The organism is Acinetobacter sp. D009 (genome assembly GCF_038562025.1).
GTDB classification, from domain to species: domain Bacteria; phylum Pseudomonadota; class Gammaproteobacteria; order Pseudomonadales; family Moraxellaceae; genus Acinetobacter; species Acinetobacter pittii.
Window position 1 is genome coordinate 1,188,079 of sequence record NZ_CP151886.1, and the last position, 23,411, is coordinate 1,211,489.

The 23,411-nt window shown below is 38.2% G+C and carries 20 protein-coding genes; 8 read left to right on the forward strand and 12 right to left on the reverse strand.

Annotated features, from left to right (window positions below; all coding sequences use genetic code 11):
* Positions 1–35: 35 nt before the first annotated feature.
* The 4 genes from AAC388_RS05515 to ahcY form a co-directional block, all read right to left on the reverse strand.
* Entirely contained in the window at positions 36–2,888 is a 2,853-nt protein-coding gene (locus AAC388_RS05515; RefSeq protein ID WP_342371300.1) for an EAL domain-containing protein, read from the reverse strand.
* Positions 2,889–3,022: 134 nt separating this feature from the next.
* Positions 3,023–3,745: a 16S rRNA (uracil(1498)-N(3))-methyltransferase gene (locus AAC388_RS05520; RefSeq protein WP_199992010.1), complete on the reverse strand. Its 723-nt coding sequence runs from the start codon at positions 3,743–3,745 to the stop codon at positions 3,023–3,025.
* An 18-nt stretch (positions 3,746–3,763) separates the two neighbouring features.
* Entirely contained in the window at positions 3,764–4,600 is an 837-nt protein-coding gene (metF, locus tag AAC388_RS05525; RefSeq protein ID WP_342371301.1) for a methylenetetrahydrofolate reductase [NAD(P)H], read from the reverse strand.
* Positions 4,601–4,670: 70 nt separating this feature from the next.
* Positions 4,671–6,053, reverse strand: a complete 1,383-nt coding sequence (gene ahcY / locus AAC388_RS05530; RefSeq protein WP_016145934.1) for an adenosylhomocysteinase — start codon at positions 6,051–6,053, stop codon at positions 4,671–4,673.
* Positions 6,054–6,274: 221 nt separating this feature from the next.
* Here ahcY and AAC388_RS05535 point away from each other — a divergent pair, with 221 nt between their 5' ends.
* The gene (locus AAC388_RS05535; protein WP_311083825.1) at positions 6,275–6,811 is read left to right on the forward strand and encodes a cysteine peptidase family C39 domain-containing protein; all 537 of its coding nucleotides are present in this window, start codon (positions 6,275–6,277) and stop codon (positions 6,809–6,811) included.
* A gap of 37 nt (positions 6,812–6,848) precedes the next feature.
* Here AAC388_RS05535 and AAC388_RS05540 read toward each other — a convergent pair whose 3' ends face one another.
* The 3 genes from AAC388_RS05540 to lipA all read right to left on the reverse strand — a co-directional run bounded on the left by AAC388_RS05540 (position 6,849) and on the right by lipA (position 11,092).
* A complete protein-coding gene (locus AAC388_RS05540) occupies positions 6,849–7,232 on the reverse strand; it encodes a carboxymuconolactone decarboxylase family protein (protein ID WP_000043120.1) in 384 nt (127 codons plus the stop codon).
* 106 nt (positions 7,233–7,338) lie between these two features.
* On the reverse strand, positions 7,339–9,801 hold the full coding sequence (locus AAC388_RS05545) for an acyl-CoA dehydrogenase (protein WP_342371302.1): 2,463 nt from the start codon (positions 9,799–9,801) through the stop codon (positions 7,339–7,341).
* A 277-nt stretch (positions 9,802–10,078) separates the two neighbouring features.
* Positions 10,079–11,092: a lipoyl synthase gene (gene lipA / locus AAC388_RS05550; RefSeq protein ID WP_002118167.1), complete on the reverse strand. Its 1,014-nt coding sequence runs from the start codon at positions 11,090–11,092 to the stop codon at positions 10,079–10,081.
* Between the two features lie 196 nt (positions 11,093–11,288).
* Between lipA and sthA the strand changes: the two genes are divergently transcribed.
* Positions 11,289–12,701, forward strand: a complete 1,413-nt coding sequence (gene sthA / locus AAC388_RS05555) for a Si-specific NAD(P)(+) transhydrogenase (RefSeq protein ID WP_002118117.1) — start codon at positions 11,289–11,291, stop codon at positions 12,699–12,701.
* 243 nt (positions 12,702–12,944) lie between these two features.
* Here sthA and AAC388_RS05560 read toward each other — a convergent pair whose 3' ends face one another.
* The 4 genes from AAC388_RS05560 to map all read right to left on the reverse strand — a co-directional run bounded on the left by AAC388_RS05560 (position 12,945) and on the right by map (position 18,254).
* Positions 12,945–14,159, reverse strand: coding sequence for an MFS transporter (locus AAC388_RS05560; RefSeq protein ID WP_342371303.1), 1,215 nt, complete (start codon positions 14,157–14,159; stop codon positions 12,945–12,947).
* Positions 14,160–14,329: 170 nt separating this feature from the next.
* Positions 14,330–15,676 (reverse strand): MFS transporter, encoded by a 1,347-nt coding sequence (locus AAC388_RS05565; RefSeq protein ID WP_014207247.1) that lies wholly within the window; start codon positions 15,674–15,676, stop codon positions 14,330–14,332.
* Positions 15,677–16,079: 403 nt separating this feature from the next.
* Complete coding sequence (locus tag AAC388_RS05570) at positions 16,080–17,222, reverse strand: OmpW family outer membrane protein (protein ID WP_342371304.1); 1,143 nt, start codon at positions 17,220–17,222, stop codon at positions 16,080–16,082.
* Positions 17,223–17,429: 207 nt separating this feature from the next.
* Positions 17,430–18,254: a type I methionyl aminopeptidase gene (gene map / locus AAC388_RS05575; RefSeq protein ID WP_016145926.1), complete on the reverse strand. Its 825-nt coding sequence runs from the start codon at positions 18,252–18,254 to the stop codon at positions 17,430–17,432.
* A 210-nt stretch (positions 18,255–18,464) separates the two neighbouring features.
* Here map and rpsB point away from each other — a divergent pair, with 210 nt between their 5' ends.
* From rpsB to AAC388_RS05605, 6 genes are all read left to right on the forward strand, one after another.
* Positions 18,465–19,217 (forward strand): 30S ribosomal protein S2, encoded by a 753-nt coding sequence (gene rpsB / locus AAC388_RS05580; protein ID WP_002118204.1) that lies wholly within the window; start codon positions 18,465–18,467, stop codon positions 19,215–19,217.
* Between the two features lie 137 nt (positions 19,218–19,354).
* Positions 19,355–20,230, forward strand: coding sequence for a translation elongation factor Ts (tsf, locus tag AAC388_RS05585; RefSeq protein ID WP_002118238.1), 876 nt, complete (start codon positions 19,355–19,357; stop codon positions 20,228–20,230).
* Positions 20,231–20,295: 65 nt separating this feature from the next.
* Entirely contained in the window at positions 20,296–20,781 is a 486-nt protein-coding gene (locus AAC388_RS05590) for a DUF3465 domain-containing protein (protein ID WP_342371305.1), read from the forward strand.
* Between the two features lie 105 nt (positions 20,782–20,886).
* Positions 20,887–21,711, forward strand: coding sequence for an AraC family transcriptional regulator (locus AAC388_RS05595; protein WP_005068210.1), 825 nt, complete (start codon positions 20,887–20,889; stop codon positions 21,709–21,711).
* An 88-nt stretch (positions 21,712–21,799) separates the two neighbouring features.
* Positions 21,800–22,516: an AzlC family ABC transporter permease gene (locus AAC388_RS05600; RefSeq protein WP_078225149.1), complete on the forward strand. Its 717-nt coding sequence runs from the start codon at positions 21,800–21,802 to the stop codon at positions 22,514–22,516.
* A 1-nt stretch (position 22,517) separates the two neighbouring features.
* Positions 22,518–22,835 (forward strand): AzlD domain-containing protein, encoded by a 318-nt coding sequence (locus tag AAC388_RS05605; RefSeq protein WP_086265825.1) that lies wholly within the window; start codon positions 22,518–22,520, stop codon positions 22,833–22,835.
* A gap of 43 nt (positions 22,836–22,878) precedes the next feature.
* Here AAC388_RS05605 and AAC388_RS05610 read toward each other — a convergent pair whose 3' ends face one another.
* Complete coding sequence (locus AAC388_RS05610; protein WP_002118194.1) at positions 22,879–23,328, reverse strand: Mpo1-like protein; 450 nt, start codon at positions 23,326–23,328, stop codon at positions 22,879–22,881.
* Positions 23,329–23,411 lie beyond the last annotated feature (83 nt).

The window sequence follows — 23,411 nt, forward strand, 5'->3', positions numbered from 1 at the left end:
AAAAGCAGCATAGGTAAAATAGATGATTAGAACAATTAAGAAATATGTGGTTTTGTTTGCAGATAAGGAATAATTTGCTCAGCAGGGATCGGGCGACTAAAGAAATAACCTTGTAAAAAATCACATTGCTGTTTTTGTAGATAGGTGACTTGTTCTTCTGTTTCTACACCTTCGGCAACCAGTTTAAGCCCCATACTTTTACCCATCGCGATCATTGCATTTACAATTGCTTCTTGTTTATGGTCACCAATTTTAGAAATAAAAGCACGATCAATTTTTAACACGTCAATTGGGTATTCTGTTAGATAGGCCAAAGAAGAATAACCCGTACCAAAGTCATCTAAGGCAATTGAGATATCTCGTTGTTTTATCGCATGTAATAGCGTTTTTACATTGGCAGTATTGTCTAAAAGGGCTGACTCTGTAATTTCAAGTTCTAGGTCTGAACCTTGTATATTATATTTTTGCAAAACTTCATCTAGATCATTGAGTAATAAGCCTCGATGTATCTGTTGAGCGACAATATTTACAGAGACTTGAATATTGAGATAACCCGCATCTTTCCATTCTTGGAGTTGCTTTCCAACTTTATCTAAAACAACTTTCCCAATATCTGAAATCAGGCTACTACGCTCAGCAAAAGGTATAAACATATTTGGCATGACTAATCCTTTTTCAGGATGTTGCCAACGAATTAATGCTTCAAAACCGATAATAGATTGATCATGTAGATTAATTTTGGGTTGGTAATAAATGACAAATTCATCATTTTGTATGGCTTTACGTAACTCTTGCTCTAAATCGGCAGTTTTATATGAGTTATTTGTTTTATTGCAATAATAGCAAATTGTATTACCACCTAAGCGTTTTGCTTCGGACAATGCTTGTTCCGCATGGTGGTTGAGGTGATCAATTTGTCTACCATGCTCAGGAAAACATGCGACACCAATAGATGCAGTAATAAAATATTCGTGATTATCAATATAAAAAGGTGCATTGAGCGCTTGTAAAATATTTTGGCAATATTGCTCAATATTTGGATGAATTGGGGAAATTTCATAAATAATTGCGAAATCATCACTATTTAAATAGGCAACTAAAATTGCATTGATATTGATTAAGCGCAATCTTTGAGCGAACTGTTTAAGTAATTCATCACCACTATCATTATTTAAAAATTCATTGAAAGCTCGGAAGCGGTCAATATTTACCCGTATTAATGCTAAATTTTTAATGTTATATGAAGGGTTTACAAGATATTGATGTAATTGATTATAGTAGTAAAGACGATTAGGCAGGTGGGTGAGGCTGTCGTAATTTTTTAAATAAGATAGATGTTGTTCTTGACGTTTTTGCTCAGTCAGGTCGCGTGCAAACCCGATATAATTGGTAATTTGATTGAACTCATCTTTGACTACATTGATATGCAACCATAAATATACGCTTTTACCAGAACTAAATTTTTCGTCAAACTGACCCATATATTCTCCTGTCTCTAGGAGTTGCTGTGTTATTGAGGTATGAAACTGCTGTTGTAATTCTTTTTGATTGATTGTTATGCTAAATAATTCTTTATTAACAAGTTCTGATTTAGAAAATCCTGTTAATTTTTCATAGTAGGGATTTACATCAATATAGTTTAGGCGCTCATCTAAAATAAATATTCCTTCCGCAGCTTGCTCAAGTACAATTGCGGATAGTCTTAGATGTTCTTGATCTTTCTTCTCTTGATGTATATCGCGAGTCATTCCAACCATACGAAGCGCTTTTTGTGTTTTAGGATCTCTAGTGATGACACGACCTACGTCATGAATCCATCGCCAAGAACCATCTCTACGTAAAATTCGAAAGGTGATATTAAAATGATCTGTAATGCCTTCCAAATGTTGTTTTAAACGTTCGTCAAAAAGTTTTTTATCACTTGGATGTATACGATCTAATATCGTATTGAGATGAATAACGGCAGTCTGAGTTTGTTTTTGTTGATCGAAAAATGTAATTTCTAATTTTTGACTTTCAATATCCCAATCCCAAGGTCGAATACCTGCAGTTTCATGCGCAAAAGCTAAATTGTAGTGATGGCTTTCGAGTTGTTCGTTCATTTTTGTGAGATCGTAAGTGCGTTCACGTACTTTTTGCTCAAGCAGATGATTATTAAATTGAAGCTGGGCTTCGATATCTTTAGATTTATTTACTTCTTGTTGGAGCTGTATGCATAATTCTTCAGCCCATTGCGTATGTTGATCGGAAATTTGAACAAGCTGTTTGTTTTTTAATAATAATTGAGAAATCTTTTGATAATTACGTTGCGTAGCATATGCACAAAGTACAGTGGCCATAAAGGTAAGATTATAGGCAAAGTAAAAAGGTAGCTGAGTAATTGGGTTATGTGTGAATTGAGCTAGTAATAAGGGCAAGGTACTTGGAATAAATAAGAGATAAAAATATCGTGGTTGCTGTGTTAAAAAAGTAAGGCCAATGATATGAGCCGAAGTAATAAATAAAGCAATTAAAATATGAGCATCTGGTAGAGCGACTAACTCAGGGGGAAGATAAAAATGAATAATTGTGACGTTTATTCCAATTAAGATGCCTGAGATCAAACAAATACTTTGTAAAATGTGATTAGCTTTTTTTGTAAAATCAATTGCACGGTAGTGAGTTAAAATATTTGGAATAAATAATAAGCCGATAAGAGATGCTACAGTGAGGCCAATAGACCAGCTAAAAATTGTTATTACAGATGAAAAATAATAAGAAAAAATACCATATGAAATGAGACATAGCAGTATTAAGCTAATCAAATACCAGCGTATATATTGAGTTGAAAGTTTCAGCTGTTCAATTTTTGTTTGATGCTGTAGATATTCTTCCTGAAGCCCAGACATAAGATTTTTCTATCCTATTTTTTTACATATATACAGAAAGAATCTGATTTATCAGTGAAAAAGAATTTGAAATTTTATTCATACAATAAAAGTAAGTTAACTTTAAATAACGATTTAATCAATGTTCACTGAACTCAGGTGGATAAAAATCGATAATTTAAAATAGACAAGGCAACAACAGGTGCGGTTTCTGTACGTAAAACACGGTCGCCAATGCACCAGTTCATAAAACCAGCTTGATTGGCTTGAGTAATTTCATTTTCACTTAACCCACCTTCTGGGCCAATAAGTAAAGCAAGATCAGGTTGTATTCCTGCCAATACATCTTTTTGTTCTTTTTCTGGTGCTAAAACAAATTTAGATTGGGGAAGCTCAGAAGAACTTAACCATTCATGAAGAGAAATTGGTGCTAATACTTCGGGAACTAAGTTCAGCCCACATTGTTCACATGCTGCAATTGCTACAGCTTGCCAGTGATCTAATTTTTTTTGATCTCGATCATATTTTAAGCGCATTTCACAACGCTCACTTGTTAGCAACTGAATCTGACTTACACCCAATTCAGTGGCTTTCTGAATGGCATAATCCATTCGATCGCCTTTACTCATGACTTGACCCAAAACAGCTTTAAAAGGGGCAGCACGATTTGCAGGGTTAAAATTCTCAATTGTGACAAACGCATTTTTTTTATTAATTTCGGTCAATGTCGCGAGATATTCACCACCTTGTCCATTAAATAGAGTCGCTTGTTCTTGTAGTTGTGCACGTAAAACACGCACCCAATGATGGAATACTGATTCTGTCAGTTGAATTGTTGAGCCAACTGTAAGTTCAGTTTCAATAAAAAAACGGTTCATTGGGTACGCCTTACAAAATTAATTTAAACCAAGATCAACAACAAGTTGACGAGTTGGTTCGATTTGATTCATTGAATAGAAGTGTAAGCTTGGCGCACCACCTGCAATCAGGCGTTCGCATAGCTTAACAACAACTTCATGACCGAAAGCTTTGATACTTTCACTGTCATCACCATAGGCTTGTAATTGCTTACGGATCCAGCGAGGAATTTCAGCACCCGTACCGTCTGCAAAGCGAATTAGGTTGCTTGCGTTGGTAATTGGCATGATTCCTGGAGCCACCGGAATGTTAATTCCAGCTTTTTCCAAACGCTCTATAAAATAAAAGTATGAGTCTGGATTAAAGAAGAATTGAGTAATTCCCGCATTGGCACCAGCTTGTACCTTTTCAATAAAACGTTGGATATCTGTATCAAGGCTTTCAGCTTGAGGATGCATTTCTGGATAAGCTGCAACTTCGATATGAAAATGATCACCTGAGTGCTCACGAATAAAACGTACTAAATCTTGAGCATAAGGAAGCTCACCAAGCCCAACCTGACCAGATGGTAAGTCACCACGTAAAGCAACAATACGGTCAATGCCTTGAGCTTTATATAAATCCAGTAACTCAGCAATACGAGCTTTATCATCACCAATACAAGAAAGATGAGGCGCAACTGGTGTACCTTTACCATTAAAATCATCAATGGCAGCAAGCGTGCGTTCGCGAGTAGAACCACCAGCCCCGTAAGTAATTGAGAAAAACTCAGGATTCAGAAGTTGTAATTCTTGGTGAACAATACGAAGTTTTTCAGCACCAGCATCAGTTTTTGGCGGGAAAAACTCAAAAGAAATAGGTGTACGTTTAGTCATGTCAAATCCTTGTAAACAGCGAAACATTTTAGAAAAAAGGGCAGTCGGTTCACCGTCTGCCCTTAAGTTCTTAGTATTTGTAAGCGTCAGACTTGAATGGTCCCTCAACAGCAACACCTAAATAATCGGCTTGCTCTTGAGTTAACTGAGTAAGTACACCACCGAAACCTGCAACCATTGCAGCAGCAACTTCTTCGTCAAGTTTCTTAGGAAGAACTTCTACACGAATTTTTGCAGCTTTCTCATTTGCAGGAAGGTCAGCAAATTTCTCTTGGAATAAGTGAATTTGACCTAAAACTTGGTTAGCAAAAGAACCATCCATCACACGTGATGGATGACCAGTTGCATTACCAAGGTTTACAAGGCGGCCTTCAGAAAGAAGAATGAGGTAGTTATTTTCATCTTCTGAACGATAAACTTGGTGAACTTGTGGCTTAACTTCAACCCACTTGTAACCACGTAAATAAGCCGTGTCGATTTCTGTATCAAAGTGACCGATGTTACATACAACTGCACCAGCTTTTAAGCTGTCTAGCATTGCTGCATCACACACGTGGTAGTTACCAGTAGTGGTTACAACAAGATCAGTGTTGCCAAGTAAGTCGTGGTTAATATCTTCTTTTTTGCCTGTTTGTACGCCGTTTTTGTATGGAGATACAACTTCATAGCCGTCCATACATGCTTGCATTGCACAAATTGGGTCAACTTCAGTTACACGAACGATCATGCCTTCTTGACGTAAAGATTGAGCAGAACCTTTACCTACGTCACCATAACCAACTACAAGTGCACGGCGACCAGACAAAAGCATGTCAGTTGCACGTTTGATTGCGTCATTTAATGAGTGACGGCAACCGTATTTGTTGTCGTTTTTAGATTTAGTAACTGAGTCATTTACGTTAATTGCAGGAACTTTCAAAGAACCGTCTTTCCACATTTCGATAAGACGTTGAACACCTGTTGTAGTTTCTTCAGTAATACCGTGAATACGTTCTAAAAGAGCAGGGTATTTTTCATGAACAAGAGCAGTTAAATCACCGCCATCGTCCAAAATCATGTTGGCATCCCAAGGTTGACCATTTACATTGATCTGTTGTTCAAGGCACCATACATATTCTTCTTCAGTTTCACCTTTCCAAGCAAAAACTGGAATACCGCGAGCAGCAATTGCAGCAGCAGCGTGGTCTTGAGTAGAGAAAATGTTACAAGATGTCCAGCGTACTTCAGCACCTAATTCAACAAGTGTTTCAATAAGAACAGCTGTTTGAATGGTCATGTGAATACAACCAAGAATTTTTGCACCAGCAAGTGGTTTAGAAGCTGCATAGCGTTTACGTAAGCCGATCAAAGCTGGCATTTCTGCTTCAGCAAGTTTGATTTCTTTACGGCCGTAGTCAGCAAGAGAGATGTCAGCAACTTTGTAATCTGTAAATGAAGCATTAACCGCGTTCATCAGGATCTCCTAGGAAAAAATAGTATTGATCATTCTGTTCGCGGATGCCGTTGTTGGTTAAAACGAGTGTTTAACCGATCGTCGAGCCTGGCAAATTGATCTTTAGTGCCGATCAATTGTCGCAGCATCCCTCGACTAGCGAAACATTGTACTTGGAAAAGCTTTTAGTGCCAATCCAGTTTTGTTTATTATCTGCGTAATTATCACTTTAGATTCTAATTATGGCATTAAATATTCCCGAGTCGTTGGCAAGCTTAGAGTCAAACTGTGGCGTTTTTGCAGTTTGGATGTTGCTTCAGCATCATGGAGTACAAATTGATGTGGTTGAGCTGATTAATGTTTGCCGACACGATGAAGGAGGCACCTATACTATTGCCTTAGCTGTTGCTTTAAAGAAACTAGGATTTGAAGTGTCATTTCATTCAGATGAGGATCCTAGCATTAGCCAAAGCGAACGTATGAGTTATAAAGAAGCAAAGGTATTAAAAATTCCAACTGGACCAGCGCTGAGCTATCAAGATATTCAAGCTGCAATTCAAAACGGAAAAATGGTGATTGTGTACTACGATACTTTGGATGGCGTTGGTAATCAGTCGCTCATTTATTCTATAGATCAAAATGAAATCTGCTTTTTTGATAGTTTCGAACCAATGTCAGCGGCAGTTTTTGAGAATCAGCGTAAAGCAGAAGGAATCTGTCGTCAGGCTATTGTGATTGATGATCGTAATTTTCAGATGCATTCATCCAAATTGAATTAGATAAGAAGAGCCAGTAGAGTGCTGGCTCATATTGAAGTTATTTTTGTTGATATTCTTGAATTACTTCTAAAGCAGCACGAAAAGCTTCTTGAGTAGCAGGGGCGCCGCAATATGGTAGGCTGTGCAATAAAGTTTCTTGAATCTCTTCAACAGTACAACCATTGTTAAGTGCACCACGAACATGGCCTTTGAGTTCGGTTGGTGATTTAAGTGCCGTGAGCATTGCTAAAGTAATTAATGAACGATATTTACGAGGTAGCACACCTTCACGCTGCCAAGTCGATCCCCATGCATGTTCATTAATCCAGTCTTGTAAAGGCTGGGTAAAGGGTACGGTATTTTCTTGGGCACGTTTTACAAAAGCTTCTCCCATCACTTCTGTGCGAACTTTTAATCCATTTTCGTAATCTTGCTTAGACATTAATTTCTCCTAAAAATAAAAGCGTCGATTGACGCTTTTATGGCTGTTTATTAATTAATGCGAATCAAGTGTGATTGCAATAGTGAATTAGTGGAGGCATCAGTCATTAAATTTGATGAGGGTTCGACAAAGGAAGATCTTTATTTAAATCTTCATCAAATACATCTGTAAGCATGCTGTCGAATCGAATTGCGTTGTATTGCAATAGTTGTTGAGCTTCGCTTTCAGAAATAAAGCCTTCTTTTATCGCTTGTGTAATATTCTCTTCAAAAGTAAGACCTGTAAATTTACCTTTAGATTCAGCCTTTTTAAACTTATCCCAAAGCGGTTCAAGTGTTCGTAGAATTTGGAAGGTATGTTCTAAACGTCCAGTTACATCATCGGCTTTGGTTGAATAGAAGACGTGATGTTTAAGCTGTTCTCTGAAAGGGTGCTCTTGCATCATAAGTTCAGCGACTTGTTGTTTTAACTCATCATCTGGTTTTGAAATGACACGACCAAAAGGGAAACAGATCCATTTTACAAATGCTGCCGGAAGTTTAGCTGGGAAGTTTTCAAATAATCCCCAAAATGCTTCCTGAATATTCAAGAAAGCTTTTTGTAGCGCTAATTTAGCGTGAAGTTGTTCAGCTTCAGTTTTTTGTCCAGCTTCATAAAATTTTAAAATCGCAGTAGAAATAAACAGGTGCGCGTGAATATCTGCCAAGCGTCCAGATAACATTTCTTTGCGTTTTAAGTCGCCTGCAAGTAAGCCAAGAGACATATCTGAAACAAGTGCGAAATTGGCACTAAAACGGTTAATCGTTTTATAGTAACTTGCAGTGAATTGATCTGCTGACTGAGGCGCATCGCTTGAGCCACCTGTCCAACCGTAGGCAAATGATCTAGCACCGCGGTTAAAGGTATAGGCTAAATGTTTAAATAACAAATCATCAAATTTTTTGACCGAGTTATTTTTATCTTCAGATTGAAGGAGTTGTAACTCTTCAAATAGATAAGGGTGACAACGCATTGAACCTTGACCAAAAATCATCAATGAACGGGTCAAAATATTTGCGCCTTCTACCGTAATAGCAATTGGAATTGCTTGATATGTAAGGGCAAGGAAATTACGTGGCCCAAGTTGAATTGCACGTCCTCCAGCAATATCCATCCCATGATTGACAACTTTACGCATTGTTTCAGTTGCATAATATTTTGCCATGGCAGTCATCACGGCAGGTGTTCCACCCTGGTTTAGGCCACATGTCACTAAATAACGGAATGCTTCAAGCATATAGGCATCGCTGGCAATTTCACTTGTCGCTTCTTGTACGCCTTCAAATTTACCGACAGAAATATTAAATTGCTGGCGAATTTTCGCAAAAGCACCAACGGTTAAATAGCTCATTTCACCTGCGGCTGTGGCTAATGCTGGAAGGGAAATACCACGACCAACGCCTAAACATTCCATGAGCATACGCCAGCCTTTTCCAGCATTTTCTTGACCACCAATAATCCAGTCAATAGGAATAAAAACATCTTTTCCTTCTACTGTTCCATTCATAAATGGAGAGCCGGGATAATGACGTGCTCCTATTTTTACACCCGCATGGCTTGCAGGGATGAGTGCACAGGTAATACCGTATTCGGTTTTATTTTTATCGCCGAGTAGACCTTCAGGGTCATAAAGTTTAAATGCTAGACCAACAACAGTTGCAATTGGTGCAAGCGTAATCCAGCGTTTAGAGAAATTCATGCGAAGTCCAAGGACTTGAGCACCTTCATATTCGCCGTAGCAAACAACACCCGAATCTGGAATGGCGCCTGCATCTGAACCTGCTTCTGGGCTAGTTAAACCAAAACATGGAATTTCCTCACCTTTAGCAAGGCCCGGTAAATATTGCTGCTTTTGTGCATCTGTACCGTAGTGCATGAGTAGCTCACCTGGTCCTAACGAGTTTGGAACCATACAACTCACAGCTGTGGTGAGTGAGCGTGAAGCAATTTTGCTCATAATACGGCTTTGTGCAAATGAGCTAAATTCTTTGCCACCAAAGGACTTTGGAATAATGAGGCCTAAAAAACCTTTATCTTTAATAAATTGCCAAACTTCAGGTGGAAGATCTTTTAAGTGATGATGAATTTCCCATTCATCTAGCATGCTACAAAGGAGCTCAACTTCATTGTCTATAAAACTTTGTTCTTCTGCTGACAAGGTTGGGTAGGGGTACTTTTCAAACTGAGACCAATCAGGTGCCCCCATAAACAACTCTTTTTCCCACCAACTGGTACCTGCCTCTAAAGCCTCTTGTTCAGTCGTACTGATGCTCGGCATTGAGTTTGCTAAAGTTTTATATGCAGGTTGAGTAATCAGATTAAAGCGTAATGGTGCAAATAAAATAATGATACTAAGGGCAATAAGGGGAATACCTAAAATGAGAGCCCATGGCGTTAATATGAGTGCAGTAAATATAGCTACTACAATCGTAATAACACTGCCAATGACGCGATTTAGGTTAAAAAAGAAAATTGCCCATATTGTAAAAAGCTGAATGACAATGCTTAAAACAAAGAGTAGGAAAACCATGCTTGCTCCTTGCTAGATAAGCCCTCAAGTTAGAAGTTACAAAAAGCGAGGAGAGATTTAAGGCTTAACTAGCTAATTTTAATGCTGTTTAAATTTAATTTTTTATGTCGCAATTGATGTATATGCTAGAGCAGGGATATATCGTACTTTTAGGTATAAGATATTTTTAAGTGAAAGTGTAATGGGTTGTTTTATCGATTTGTCAAGAAATGTTATTGATTTTCTTATACAAATAAAAAGCCCTCTGAAGTAGAGGGCTTTTATAGATATTTAATTTTTAAGCTTCGACAACTTGAACAGCGATTTTTTTAGCTGGATCTACTTTGCGACGAACTTCTGGTACGGGTTCACCGTGGTATTGACGATCAGCAAAGTAACTTGAACGAACCATTGGTGCAGACCAAATATTTCTAAAGCCAAGTTTACGGCCATGCTCTGCATAACGTTCGAACTCTTCTGGCGTTACAAAGCGGTCAATTGGCGCGTGTTGTTTAGAAGGTTGTAAGTATTGACCAATAGTCACATAGTCAACATCGTGAGCACGCAAGTCATCAAGCAATGCAATAACTTCTTCTTCAGTTTCACCGATACCCACCATCAAACCACATTTTGTTGGGATATCAGGGCAATATTCTTTAAACATTTTTAATAAGTTCAAAGAATGTTGATAGTCTGAACCTGGGCGCATCGCTTTATATAGACGTGGCACAGTCTCGATGTTGTGGTTAAATACGTCTGGTGGACATTCAGTCATAATCCGTAAAGCAATATCCATACGTCCGCGGAAATCTGGTACTAAAATCTCAAGCAATGTGTTTGGGCTTAGTGCACGAGCTTCTTTGATACAGTCCACAAAGTGTTGTGCACCGCCGTCAAGTAGGTCATCACGGTCAACCGAAGTAATTACCGCATATTTGAGCTTAAGATTAGCAATTGTCTCTGCCATGTGACGAGGTTCATCTGCATCGAGTGCATTTGGACGACCATGTGCTACATCACAGAAAGGGCAACGACGTGTACAAATATCACCCATGATCATGAATGTTGCTGTACCACCACCAAAACATTCTGGTAGGTTTGGACAAGCAGCTTCTTCACAAACGGTATGGAGTTTTTGAGCACGTAAAGTGGTTTTAATACGCTGAACTTCTTCTGGTGCCGTCATCTTGACACGAATCCAGTCAGGTTTACGCGGCACTTCAACCGTAGGTACAACTTTTACAGGAATTCTTGCGACTTTTTCTGCGCCACGAAGTTTTACACCCTGTTCAGGTTTACGGTGTTCTGACATATTTAACTTTTCCACTCGTTTATAGAGACATTGACATTGTATTATAGCGAACTTCTGCAGTTAATAGCGGAAAATAACTATTCATATAATAAATGTGGTTATTCAGAAATATAGGGTTGAGAAATACATAAATTCACCGCATATTAGCCATAATTTATTATAAAATATGGTCATTCAAGTGAGGAAGGAGCTTTCAATGCCACGTAAAAAAGAGGTCGTTAGTGGGAATTTCGTTAAATACGATGCGGTAGTTCTCGGTTCTGGACCTGCAGGTGAAGGCGCGGCAATGAAGCTTGCAAAAGCGGGTAAGCGTGTTGCAATTGTAGATGTGCGTGATCAACTGGGTGGTAACTGTGCACACGTAGGTACCATTCCAAGTAAAGCATTACGTCAAACAGTTTCTAGTATTATTCGCTATCAGCGTGATCCAATGTTTCAAAAAGTAGGTGAATGGAAACAGTTCACCATGAAACAGGTTTTGCGTAATGCACACAAAGTAATTCAACAACAGGTTGATACGCATACACGTTTTTACGATCGTAACAAAATCGGTGTATTCCACGGCCGTGCATATATTCAAGATAAAAATACAGTTTTAGTTTTTAGCCATGAAGGCATTAAAGAAACAATTATCTGTAAGCAAATCGTGATTGCGACAGGTAGTCGTCCTTATCATCCGCAAGGTTTAGACTTTGACCATCCACGCGTATTCGATTCGGACAAAATCCTTGATCTTGATTATTCAATTCAAAAAATTATTATTTATGGCGCTGGCGTTATTGGCTGTGAATATGCCTCAATCTTTATTGGTCTAGATCATAAAGTTGACTTGATCAATACTCAACAAAAACTATTAAGTTATCTAGATGATGAAATTGCTGATGCTTTGTCTTATCACTTACGTGAACAAGGTGTATTGATTCGTCACAATGAGCAAATGGATCATCTTGAAACGTTTGATGACCATGTTGTTTTACACTTACAAAGTGGTAAAAAGATTAAAGCCGATGCGATTCTTTGGTGTAACGGCCGTTCAGGTAACACAGAAGGTTTAGGTCTTGAGAATGTTGGTTTAGTACCAAATAACCGTGGTCAACTTTCAGTAAATGATCAATACCAAACTGAAGTTGAAAATATTTATGCTGCTGGTGACGTGATTGGTTGGCCATCACTTGCTTCTGCTGCTTATGACCAAGGGCGTTGTGCTGGCGCAAACATGAGTGGTGAAGATGCGAAGCCAGTACGTGATATTCCAACGGGTATCTATACCATTCCAGAAATCTCATCAATTGGTAAAAACGAACAGGAACTAACGGAAGAGAAAATTCCGTATGAAGTAGGTCAGGCTTCTTTCCGTCATTTGGCTCGTGCGCAAATTACCGGTGATACAGTGGGTGAGTTAAAAATTCTTTTCCACCGCGACACTATGGAAATTTTAGGTATTCATTGTTTTGGTAATAACGCTGCCGAAATTATCCACATTGGGCAAGCAGTTATGCACAGCCCAAACAATACTCTGAAATATTTTGTTGAAACAACGTTTAACTATCCAACAATGGCAGAAGCATATCGTGTAGCTGCGCTTAATGGTATGAATCGTTTGTTTTGATTTTAAATAAGTTTTTCATAAAAAAGCCCGCAAACTTGCGGGCTTTTTTATTTTCATTAGACCATAGGTTTTTTATATTTTTATGACAATTTGCAGTATGCGTCTGGCTGTCTATATCTCTAGTGGGCACAAAATGCTTGATTGAAATATACAAACAAATCAGGAGTTTGTTTCCATAAAATGATTGAACATGCCAGCAGAGTAATCACGAGCAAAGTCATAATTGTTTTCAAAAGTAAGACATTATGCGTCATGAATAACAGCCTCCTCATTTACAAAGAAATGTACGATTACCCCTAATATACTCAAAGCTATTGAACATAGCCAAATTGCATTGTAATTACCTGTTAAGTCATGGTTAACACCGCCAAGCCAACCGCCAAAGAAAGAACCGACTTGATGGGTGAAAAACACAATACCACTTAACATTGAAAGGTATTTAACACCAAACATATTTGCCACGATGCCGTTGGTAAGTGGAACTGTAGAGAGCCATAGTAGCCCCATAATGACGCCAAAAGCATATACCGTATAAGTGCTTAGAGGTAATAGTAAAAAGGCGATGATTGCGATGCCACGGCTACCGTAAAGTGCCATTAATAATTTAGGTTTTGAGAATCGATCTCCCAGCCAACCCGCCCCATAAGTTCCCACAATATTAAATAGTCCAACTAGTGCCAGAAACACAGTTCCTGTAGCTGCATCAAAGCCGTGGTCGATTAAATAGCCGGGTAAATGTACACCTAAAAAAACAACTTGGAATCCACATACTAAGAAACCTAAAGCTAACCACCAGAACGGCTTATATTTTCTAGCAATATTCAGTACTTGTTTAAATGTGAGTTGAGGTTGAACAATTGCTTTTGGCGTTTGATTGCTTGGTCCTTTTAGCATCCATGCTAGGGGAATGATAAACGCAATTAACAGCGCACTCACCATTAAAGCTGACGACCATCCTACCGTTTTAAGCAAGAGAAGGGTGGAAGGTAGCATAATAAACTGACCAAAAGAGCCTGCTGCACTGGCAATACCCATTGCCATACTTCTTTTTTCTGGAGGGGCAGCTCGGCCTACTGCACTCAGTAAAACCGTAAAAGAGGTTGCTGATAAAGCTAAACCAATAATAAGACCTAAGCTTAAATTCAAAATGAGTACACTTGAACTAAAAGCCATTAAAAGTAGGCCTAGGGTATAAAGTAAGCCACCAACAGCAACTACAACTTTACTGCCATATTTATCTGCAATTGCACCGGTAAAAGGCTGAACAGCTCCCCAGATCAGGTTCTGCATGGCTATCGCAAGACTAAAAACATGCTGTCCCCAGCCAAATTCATGGCTCATGGGTACAAGGTAGAGACCGAAACCATGACGGACACCTAATGAAAGGGCCAGAATAATTGCACTGCCAATCAGCATATAGATAAGAGATTGAGAAAATTGGTTGCCAGTTTTAGTCATGATTAATGGAAAATTATAATAATGATGATTTATTGTAGAAGATATATCGAAAAATATCGATATAGTTGGAGGGAATATTTAAGAAGAATTAAAAAGTTCTTAAGGATCGTATTTTATGACAAGAAAATTAAAGAAGCAGACATCATTTTGATCTCTGCTTCTTGTAAAAATTAAGCTGCGGAATTACGTTCAAGTAATGCTTGTTCAAAAAGTACTTGTTCTTTTTCTTTATGTTCAGTTGTGAAGCGAATTAGAATTACGCTACAGCCTGCGACCATAACCAAACCACCTAAAATAAATAGACAAGTTTGAACATCTAGCAAACCTTTTAATAAGAAACCAGCTGCAACAGCACCCGCATTGCCACCTGCGCCAATAATACCTGCAACACCACCTAAAGCATTACGATCAATAAATGGTACGAGAGCATATGTCGCGCCACAAGCCATGTGAGTAAATAAGGCAAAAATGGTCATGGAAATAATTGCAAGAGCAACCACATTCATTTGAGAGAAAAGAATTAAGAATAAGCCTTCACCTAAAATCATGAGCACTAGTACTTTAGTGCGGCCATCTAAACCTTTTTTGAGTGCGACTTTATCGGAAATAATACCGCCAAGTGCACGAGCAAAGAGTGCAAGAAGACCAAATATCCCCGCGGTTAAACCAGCAGTTTTTAAATCCATTTTGAACTGATCAACATAGTACATTGCTGCAACGTTATGGATAAAAATTTCAATCCCGAAACAGGCACCGTAAGCCACAAATAAAATCCAGACACGGTAGTTACGAGCAGCCTGCATTAAAATAGCCATGCCACCTTTTTTACCACTGCCAACTTCAATACCTTGTGCGCGGACTTCTTTAAAGTTTCCTTGAGGGCAGTCTTGGGTGAGTTTCCAGTAAAGAATACCAACAATGACCATCATTACGCCTGGTACGATTAATGCAACACGCCAACCCATAGTTTGTTCGACACCGAACATGACAATTGCGCCAAGTAATAAAGGCATTAGAGCTTGGGTTGCACCGCCACCAGCATTACCCCAACCAGCTGCTGCCGCATTTGCTGTACCTACAACATTAGGTGCAAACATAACGCTTGTATGATATTGCGTAATAACAAAGCTTGCGCCAATTGCACCAATCAGTAAGCGGAAGAATAAAAAAGACTCATAACTGTTAGCAGCAGCAACCCCAAATACAGGAATACTGCCAAGCAAGAGAAGAGCTGTATAGGTAATCCTCGGGCCATATTTATCACAAAGTGGGCCGACAGCGAGTCGTACTAAAATCGTAATTGCAACGGCGGCAATATTGATATTGGCAATCTGGTCTTTGGTTAAGCCGAACTCACCTTTAATCACTGGCATTAATGGTGCGCAAGCAAACCATGCGAAGAAGCACACAAAGAATGCGAGCCATGTCATGTGGAAAGCGCGCATTGCAGGAGTAGAAAAGCTAAATAATTTTATTTCAGTTGCTTTTTTTGCATCTAGATTGATATTTGAAGACATACGCCGTCCCTCTGAACTGAACGAAATTTTAATTTGCATGGCAATTTATTGCCTATCTGCAGACCGATCAGAGCGGACATCGTTGGCCGTCTTGGTTTATTCATTGAATCATCGTTGACTCATCTTGCTATGAATAAAGCAAAGCTTGTGCCAAAAAATTAATTTTACTAAAAAGGAAAAATTACTTTCTAATTCTATTGAGTTAGTTTATTAAAAATAAAATTAATTAAAAAACACAAATAAATCAGTAAATGCTCATAAGAGAGGAAGGCGGTAAATTTTTTCAATCGGCTTTATAAAAGTGCTCATTTTTTTAGCATTTTGATTTAAAAAGAAGCAAAATGTGGAAAAAAGAAAGCTATAAAAACGTGCATAAGTTTTTATAGCTTTGGGTGACACAAAATTAGAAGCGATAACCAATACCGGCATAACCTAAAATTGGATTAATTTCGATATCTGCTTTTGCATTAATTAATTCACCATATTTGGCATCATTGACTGTAATGGTCGTATCCGTTTTTAAGTGAGCATAAGAGACAGAACCAACCGCATACCATTTGTCATTGAAGTCATAGGTGAAACCCAAAGTTGCTACGGGCGCAATTGCATCAGATGCCTCAAGGTCTACTTTAGGATCACCAGAACTTTTTTTACGATCAAGAGCAGCCCCAGCTTTACCATCTTTAATATTCACAATCATATGACCTGCATTAATTAAATCATTTTCAATTTCAGGATTCATTTCCAGTTCACTGAAATAGGCATACATCACACCTAGTCCAACATACGGTCTAAATTTATTTACGCCAGTCTTGCCAAAATGGTACTGAAGTTCAAAAGCTGGTGTCCAGGCACGAGCTGATGCAGCACTTCCATGGGCTTCAAGATCGGTAATAAAAATATTATTTTTAAGCGGTAGGTCTCCGACAATTACACCTAAATCTTCTGGAGTGGCTGTACCCGTAAGAGGGGCATAGATTTTACCTTTACCTTGTAGATCGACTTTAGGTGGAATGCCGGCTTTCACTTCTAATGAAACATTATCTGTAAAGAAATAACTTGTCATTAAACCTAGTGTTGTTACATCATCAGCTTCAAGACCAGTACCAGGATTATCCCAAGAGGAGAGGCCATTAATTACTGCAGAGCCTGCGGTATCTGCTCTTAGATACTGAGCTCCGTCATCACCTTTATAAGATACGATACCAGGCAACCCTAGGTTAAGAAGTGTATTTCTCTCGAAATCTAATACACCTTTGAGTAATGCCTTTTTAGCTGTTGCATTTGGTTGTGATTCATCAATGGAATTTAATACTGAATCACCTTTTACATCTCCTACTCTTGTTTTTGTTCCTTCTGCGATTGCAGTATTTACATGTAAAGGCTGAGCTTTTCCTGTTGGTTTTACATATAAAGGACCCGCAGAGACAGAAAAACGTTTGAAGCCATCGCCATCTTTAAAACTAAAATATGGTGAAGCGGCATAAGTGAATGTTGGCAGAGCAAAAAAGGCAGCTGTCATACAAAATAATGACTTTCTCATCATAAAAGGACTCCATGTCCGGCATTTGTTTACTGATTTTTATTGAGCCCACCATACCGTGTTTTATTAAAATGATTGTGTATTAAAAATTAATAATTGTAATTTTTTTGAAATATTTGTTTATATTTAGAAAGATTTATTAATAAAAAATACATAATAAGTAATAAAAGGCTACATAAAGTAGCCTTTTATTTAAGATTTTTTAAATTATTAGTTGAAGCGAGATAGGTCTTCTTCAGGACGAGCAGTTAAGACTTCAATGCCTGTTTGGGTAACTAAAATAGTATGTTCATACTGAGCTGAAAGTTTATGGTCTTTAGTTACGACAGTCCATTTGTCACCTAACAATTTAGTTTGCCATACGCCAGCATTTACCATAGGTTCAATCGTAAAAGTCATACCTGCTTCCAGACGCATACCTGTACCAGCTTGACCATAATGGAGTACTTGAGGTTCATCATGGAAAACAGTTCCAATACCGTGACCACAATATTCGCGTACTACACTAAAACGTTCTGATTCGACATACTTTTGGATTGCGTGGCCGATATCACCTAAATATGAACCATCTCTAACAGTTGCCATCCCACGATACATCGCTTCTTGAGCAACTTTGCATAGACGGTTGGCTAAAATAGAAGTTTCACCACCAACGATATACATCATGTTGGTATCGCCGTGATAACCATCTTTAATGACAGTAACGTCAATATTAAGGATGTCACCATTTTTTAAAATTTTATTTTCAGAGGGAATACCATGACAGACAACATGGTTAACCGAAGTACAAATAGAGTGTTGAAAAGCAGGGCGCCCAGGAGCTCCACCATAGCCTACACATGCAGGAATAGCATGTTGCACATTTTCAATATGATTACGACAAATGGTATCAAGTTCAAGTGTACTTACACCTGCCTTAATATGGGGCTTGATCATCTCTAGAACTTCAGCCGCCAGTCGTCCTGCAATGCGCATTTTTTCAATTTCATCTGGAGTTTTGATTAATCGACGTGGAGCTGTATAAGTACTGTTCATGATCTCTAAAAACTTTTGGTAATTTACAAGTGTCTATGGTATAAATAGCCGCCCATTTTATCAAATGCTTTTCGTGAATATCTTTTACGAACAATTTTGATAGATGGAGTAAAAAATCCGCACATATATCGTCACATTACTCTGGGTGCCCGTAAAAAGGTGGAGAATGCGGATATATGGAGGCCTAACCCAACTTTTAAGGTAAAGAAAATGGCAGATTACAACGTAAGCATGCGCGACCTTCTTCAAGCAGGTGCGCACTTTGGTCACCAAACTCGTTTCTGGAACCCAAAAATGCGTCAATACATTTTTGGCGCGCGCAACAAAATTCACATCATCAACCTTGAGCACACTGTTCCTGCGTTAAATGATGCTTTGAACTTCGCTAACCAATTAGCAAGCAAAAAGAACAAAGTTTTGTTCGTTGGTACAAAACGTGCTGCTTCTAACATCATCCGTGAACAAGCTCAACGCGCTGGTCAACCATATGTAGATCACCGTTGGTTAGGTGGTATGTTGACGAACTGGAAAACACTTCGCCAATCTATCAACCGTTTAAAAGATCTTCAAACTCAATCTCAAGATGGTACTTTTGCTAAGCTTACTAAACGTGAAGCTTTAGAACGTGCTCGTGAGATGGAAAAACTTGAGCGCTCTTTAGGCGGCGTTAAAAACATGGGTGGTTTACCTGACGCATTATTTGTAATCGACGTTGATCACGAAGCGATTGCAATCAAAGAAGCTAAGAACTTAGGTATTCCTGTTATCGGTATCGTTGATACAAACTCTAACCCAGACAACGTTGATTACGTTATTCCTGGTAACGATGATGCGATCCGTGCAGTAACTCTATATGCTTCAGCTATGGCTGACGCAATTCTTGCTGGTAAAGAATACGCTCAATCTCAAGCGAACGCTCAAGCAAAAGGCGATGACGCTGCGAAAGACGCTTCTGAGGCTTAATGCGTTTTGACGCAGGCTTGTCATTTTTGCGACATGTAATGGTGGCAAATTAAGCGTCGAGAGTGCAAACGGCCCAGAGTTTCTTTGGGCCGTTTTTGTTGAAAAGATTTATTTTCTACCGATTTTAGGAGATCAACATGACTGCAATTACTGCAAGCATGGTAAAAGAATTACGTGACCGTACTGGTCTTGCAATGATGGAATGCAAAAAAGCATTAACAGAAGCGAACGGTGACATCGAGCTTGCTATTGATAACCTTCGTAAATCTGGTCAAGCTAAAGCTGCTAAAAAAGCTGGTAACATTGCTGCTGACGGTGCAATCACAATCGTTCAAGAAGGCAACAAAGCAATTTTAGTTGAAGTTAACTGTCAAACTGACTTCGTTGCTAAAGACGAAAACTTCTCTAACTTCTCTAAAGCTGTTGCTACTGCTGCTTTAGCTGCTGGTGAAACTGATGCTGCTAAAATCGCTGAATTAAAATTAGCAGACGGTCAATCAGTTGAAGAAGCTCGTATTGCACTTGTTCAAAAAATCGGTGAAAACATCCAAGTTCGTCGCGCGAAAATCGTTGAAGGCGAAAACTTGGCTATCTACAAACACGGTTTAAAAATCGGTGTTGTAGTTTCTTATACTGGTGATGCTGATACTGGTAAAGGTATTGCAATGCACGTTGCTGCATTCAACCCAGTAGCTGTAAATGCTGAAGCTGTTCCTGCTGACCTTATCGCTAAAGAAAAAGAAATTGCTGAAGCGAAAGCGTTAGAATCTGGTAAGCCAGCTAACATCGTTGAGAAAATGGTAACTGGTTCAGTTGATAAATACTTGAACGAAGTTGCTCTTGATCGTCAAATGTATGTAATCGACAACGACAAGAAAGTTGCTGATGTATTAAAAGCAACTGGTACTACTGTTGCTGAATTCGTACGTTTCGAAGTTGGTGAAGGTATTGAGAAGAAAGCAGAACTTAGCTTCGCTGAAGAAGTTGCTGCTGCTCAAGCTGCTGCGAAGTAATTCGTATCACAATAAAAAAAGCCCCATCGGGGCTTTTTTTATCTCAGTTAAAATAAGGGTATACAATGGCAAATAAAAAAAATCTCAGTATTGCTGGTGTGATTATTTTATTGATTGCTGCGTATTTTGGTCTAGATTTATCTGGGCATAAGCAAAGTCAATCACCATCATCAACTATACCCGCAGCTCAGCGTAATGAAACTACACTTTCAAATAATGGGGTGGACACTGTAAAAGCTGCTTACGAGCAGAGACAAAGTAATGTTCAAGTGCAGGGAAGTGGTCGAGTCAAAGCAATTTTAAGAGATGATAATGATGGGTCAAGACACCAGAAATTCATTCTAGTATTAAAAAATGGTCTTTCAATTTTGGTTGCACATAATATCGATTTGGCACCTAAAATTTCTAATCTAAATAAAGGTGACATCGTTGAGTTTTATGGCGAATATGAGTACAACCCAAAAGGTGGTGTACTACATTGGACTCATCACGATCCACAAGGTCGTCATGAAGGTGGTTGGCTCAAACATGGCGGACAGATCTATCAATAAAACCCAAGTGAACGTTTAATCAGATTATTTTCATAGAGCAATTTTGTTCTATTCAGTTTATTAAAACATGCTATGGTTTTTTTATTGAATAGATGAGACGTATTTATGCAGCGGGAGCAAGCCGATTATCTGCATGTGCGAGAGTTGGGCGGTTTAGAGTTATTAAAAGCACATTATCACCAAACACAATTTTCAAAGCATACTCATGAAGGGTACTGTATTGGTGTGATTGAAGAGGGAGCACAGTCTTTTTTTAGGACGGGACAGCTACATGTAGCTCCTAAAGGCGATATTATTTTAGTCAATGCTGACGAGATTCATACTGGTTCATCAGCTGTTGAATCAGGGTGGCGTTATCGAGCGATCTATCCAACACCTGAAATGTTAGCAGAAGTTAGCCAGGATTTTTTTGAAAATCCACATGGCGCACCATGGTTTCCTCAAGCCGTGATTCGCGACCTAGGTTTGGCTCAACAGCTTTGCTTACTTTTTGATTTATTAGAACAAAAAGATAATTTTCTACTCAAAGAAACGATGTATTTAACAACTTTAGCTTGTCTTATGAAGAGGCATGGTAAATCAAATCATACTTTTTGTGAGTTACCAGAAGCATATTCAAAAATATTAAGAGTTAAAGAATTACTCGTAGAAATGCCTGAAACAAACTTTTCTTTACAAGATTTAGCTGACATGGTCGGCTTGAGCGCTTGGCATTTCTTAAGGCAATTTAAAAAATATGTAGGTTTGCCACCTCATGCTTGGCTTGTACAAGCACGTTTACAAAAAGCAAGACAGTTATTAAAACAGGGGGATCAAATTGCCATGGTGGCACAACAATGTGGTTTTTCTGACCAAAGCCATTTTAACCGTCACTTTAAAAAAGCAATGGGCGTCACACCCACTCAATATGTAGCAAGTTTGAACATATAAATAAATTAGTTTTAAAGCAATTTTATCCAATATAAGTCGGCACTCATCAAGCATGGTATAGAGATGTTTCTTATATTGGATTTTATATATGAATATTCAGCTTAATCAGCCAGTTGGGTTTTCAAAAAATAAGCCATCTTATTTATTTTTACGTGGTGCAATGGATATTTTACCATTGTCAATTTCTGTTATTCCGTGGGCAATTTTAGCGGGATCTATGGCAATTCATGCAGGATTATCTTTCTATAAAGCACTAGCAATGTCTGGACTCGTCTTTGCTGGAGCTGCTCAGTTGGTTAGCTTAAGCATGGCTATGGAAGGTGCATCTGTTTTTACAATTTATTTGACTATTTTCTTTTTAACAGCTCAGCATTTTATTTATGCATTAACTTTAAGAAATGACATTTCTATTTTGTCGCTACCTAAACGATTGAGTTTAGGTTTTTTGTTAACAGATGAATTGTTTGCGGTGAGTGCTCCATTTGAAAAAAGAAGTTCGGAATATCTGTTGGGAGCTGGACTGTGTTTTTATTTATTTTGGGTTGCTTTTAGTTTGGTGGGGATACTGCTGGCGACAGTGATACCTGATCTTTTAAATTACCATTTGGATTTTTCGATCGTTGCTATTTTTATTGCCATGATTGTGCCGTTATGTAAGGGATTTCCAGTCATAGCTGGTGTGCTAACAACTTGTTTAAGTGGGTTTTTATTTAAATTTTATCAAATTGAGGGTGCGATTTTACTTTCAGGATTAATGGGGATGTTAATTGCTGTTTTAACTGAAAAAATAGGTAAGGAGCAATAATATGTCTTGGTTTATGATTTTAGGTTTGGCAGCAATCGTCTTTTTTAATCGCTATTATTTTTTAGAACCTCAAGTAAAAATTAAACTGCCGCTTATTCTGAATAAGATGCTTAACTATTCTGCACCTTGTTTGTTAACTGCAATCTGTATTCCAGTTATTTTTTTCGATGGTGACCATTTAAGAGGTGTGATAAATAATTCTTATATTTATGCAGCAATATTTTGTATTGTAATCGCTATTTACCTAAAAAAAGTTCTTTTAAGTGTGATAGCAAGTTTAGGATTTTTTTATTTTATAAATTTTCTAATCAATTACTAACATGCAAAAGCTGAATCGAAAGGATTCAGCTTTAAATTCATCTTTAAGCAAGAGCTTGTTTTTGTCTGCTTTTCCATTTAGGTAAGATTTTTGAGAGATAAGCATCCATACACCAAACTGGTCCAATCAATAGGAATTGTAAATCTTTAAAGAAAGACGGTTTTTTGCCTTCGACTTTATGTCCGTAAAATTGTCCAACCCAAGCAATCACAAAAATAGCGATATAAAATCCGACTCCTACAGGTAGGGTGTAAATGAGCCATGCCATAACAACAAGTAAGGCAGCCATTGCAACAGCAAGTACAAGATCTAAACGTGCATAAAATACTAAGGTCAACACAAGTAATAAAGCAGTAAGCAATGTGCTGAAATGCGCAATGATTCCAATAATAGAAAATAAAATGGCGGGAACGCAAAGCCAGTGAATTTGTTTATTGGTTGGATTTTGATGACTTTCGCTATATTCATCAAACCATTCAGTAATGGATTTCATTGGTAGCACACTCCTTGTTTTAACTTCGATTTATTTTTGTGAGTATATTTTAGCCTGTTCTTGAGGATCTCGACAAGAAACTA

Bases quoted from the DNA above. Each gene is read 5' to 3' on its own strand.
- AAC388_RS05515 (WP_342371300.1), bottom strand. From the start codon at position 2,888: ATGTCTGGGCTTCAGGAAGAATATCTACAGCATCAAACAAAAATTGAA.
- AAC388_RS05520 (WP_199992010.1), bottom strand. From the start codon at position 3,745: ATGAACCGTTTTTTTATTGAAACTGAACTTACAGTTGGCTCAACAATT.
- metF (WP_342371301.1), bottom strand. From the start codon at position 4,600: ATGACTAAACGTACACCTATTTCTTTTGAGTTTTTCCCGCCAAAAACT.
- ahcY (WP_016145934.1), bottom strand. From the start codon at position 6,053: ATGAACGCGGTTAATGCTTCATTTACAGATTACAAAGTTGCTGACATC.
- AAC388_RS05535 (WP_311083825.1), top strand. From the start codon at position 6,275: ATGGCATTAAATATTCCCGAGTCGTTGGCAAGCTTAGAGTCAAACTGT.
- AAC388_RS05540 (WP_000043120.1), bottom strand. From the start codon at position 7,232: ATGTCTAAGCAAGATTACGAAAATGGATTAAAAGTTCGCACAGAAGTG.
- AAC388_RS05545 (WP_342371302.1), bottom strand. From the start codon at position 9,801: ATGGTTTTCCTACTCTTTGTTTTAAGCATTGTCATTCAGCTTTTTACA.
- lipA (WP_002118167.1), bottom strand. From the start codon at position 11,092: ATGTCAGAACACCGTAAACCTGAACAGGGTGTAAAACTTCGTGGCGCA.
- sthA (WP_002118117.1), top strand. From the start codon at position 11,289: ATGCCACGTAAAAAAGAGGTCGTTAGTGGGAATTTCGTTAAATACGAT.
- AAC388_RS05560 (WP_342371303.1), bottom strand. From the start codon at position 14,159: ATGACTAAAACTGGCAACCAATTTTCTCAATCTCTTATCTATATGCTG.
- AAC388_RS05565 (WP_014207247.1), bottom strand. From the start codon at position 15,676: ATGTCTTCAAATATCAATCTAGATGCAAAAAAAGCAACTGAAATAAAA.
- AAC388_RS05570 (WP_342371304.1), bottom strand. From the start codon at position 17,222: ATGATGAGAAAGTCATTATTTTGTATGACAGCTGCCTTTTTTGCTCTG.
- map (WP_016145926.1), bottom strand. From the start codon at position 18,254: ATGAACAGTACTTATACAGCTCCACGTCGATTAATCAAAACTCCAGAT.
- rpsB (WP_002118204.1), top strand. From the start codon at position 18,465: ATGGCAGATTACAACGTAAGCATGCGCGACCTTCTTCAAGCAGGTGCG.
- tsf (WP_002118238.1), top strand. From the start codon at position 19,355: ATGACTGCAATTACTGCAAGCATGGTAAAAGAATTACGTGACCGTACT.
- AAC388_RS05590 (WP_342371305.1), top strand. From the start codon at position 20,296: ATGGCAAATAAAAAAAATCTCAGTATTGCTGGTGTGATTATTTTATTG.
- AAC388_RS05595 (WP_005068210.1), top strand. From the start codon at position 20,887: ATGCAGCGGGAGCAAGCCGATTATCTGCATGTGCGAGAGTTGGGCGGT.
- AAC388_RS05600 (WP_078225149.1), top strand. From the start codon at position 21,800: ATGAATATTCAGCTTAATCAGCCAGTTGGGTTTTCAAAAAATAAGCCA.
- AAC388_RS05605 (WP_086265825.1), top strand. From the start codon at position 22,518: ATGTCTTGGTTTATGATTTTAGGTTTGGCAGCAATCGTCTTTTTTAAT.
- AAC388_RS05610 (WP_002118194.1), bottom strand. From the start codon at position 23,328: ATGAAATCCATTACTGAATGGTTTGATGAATATAGCGAAAGTCATCAA.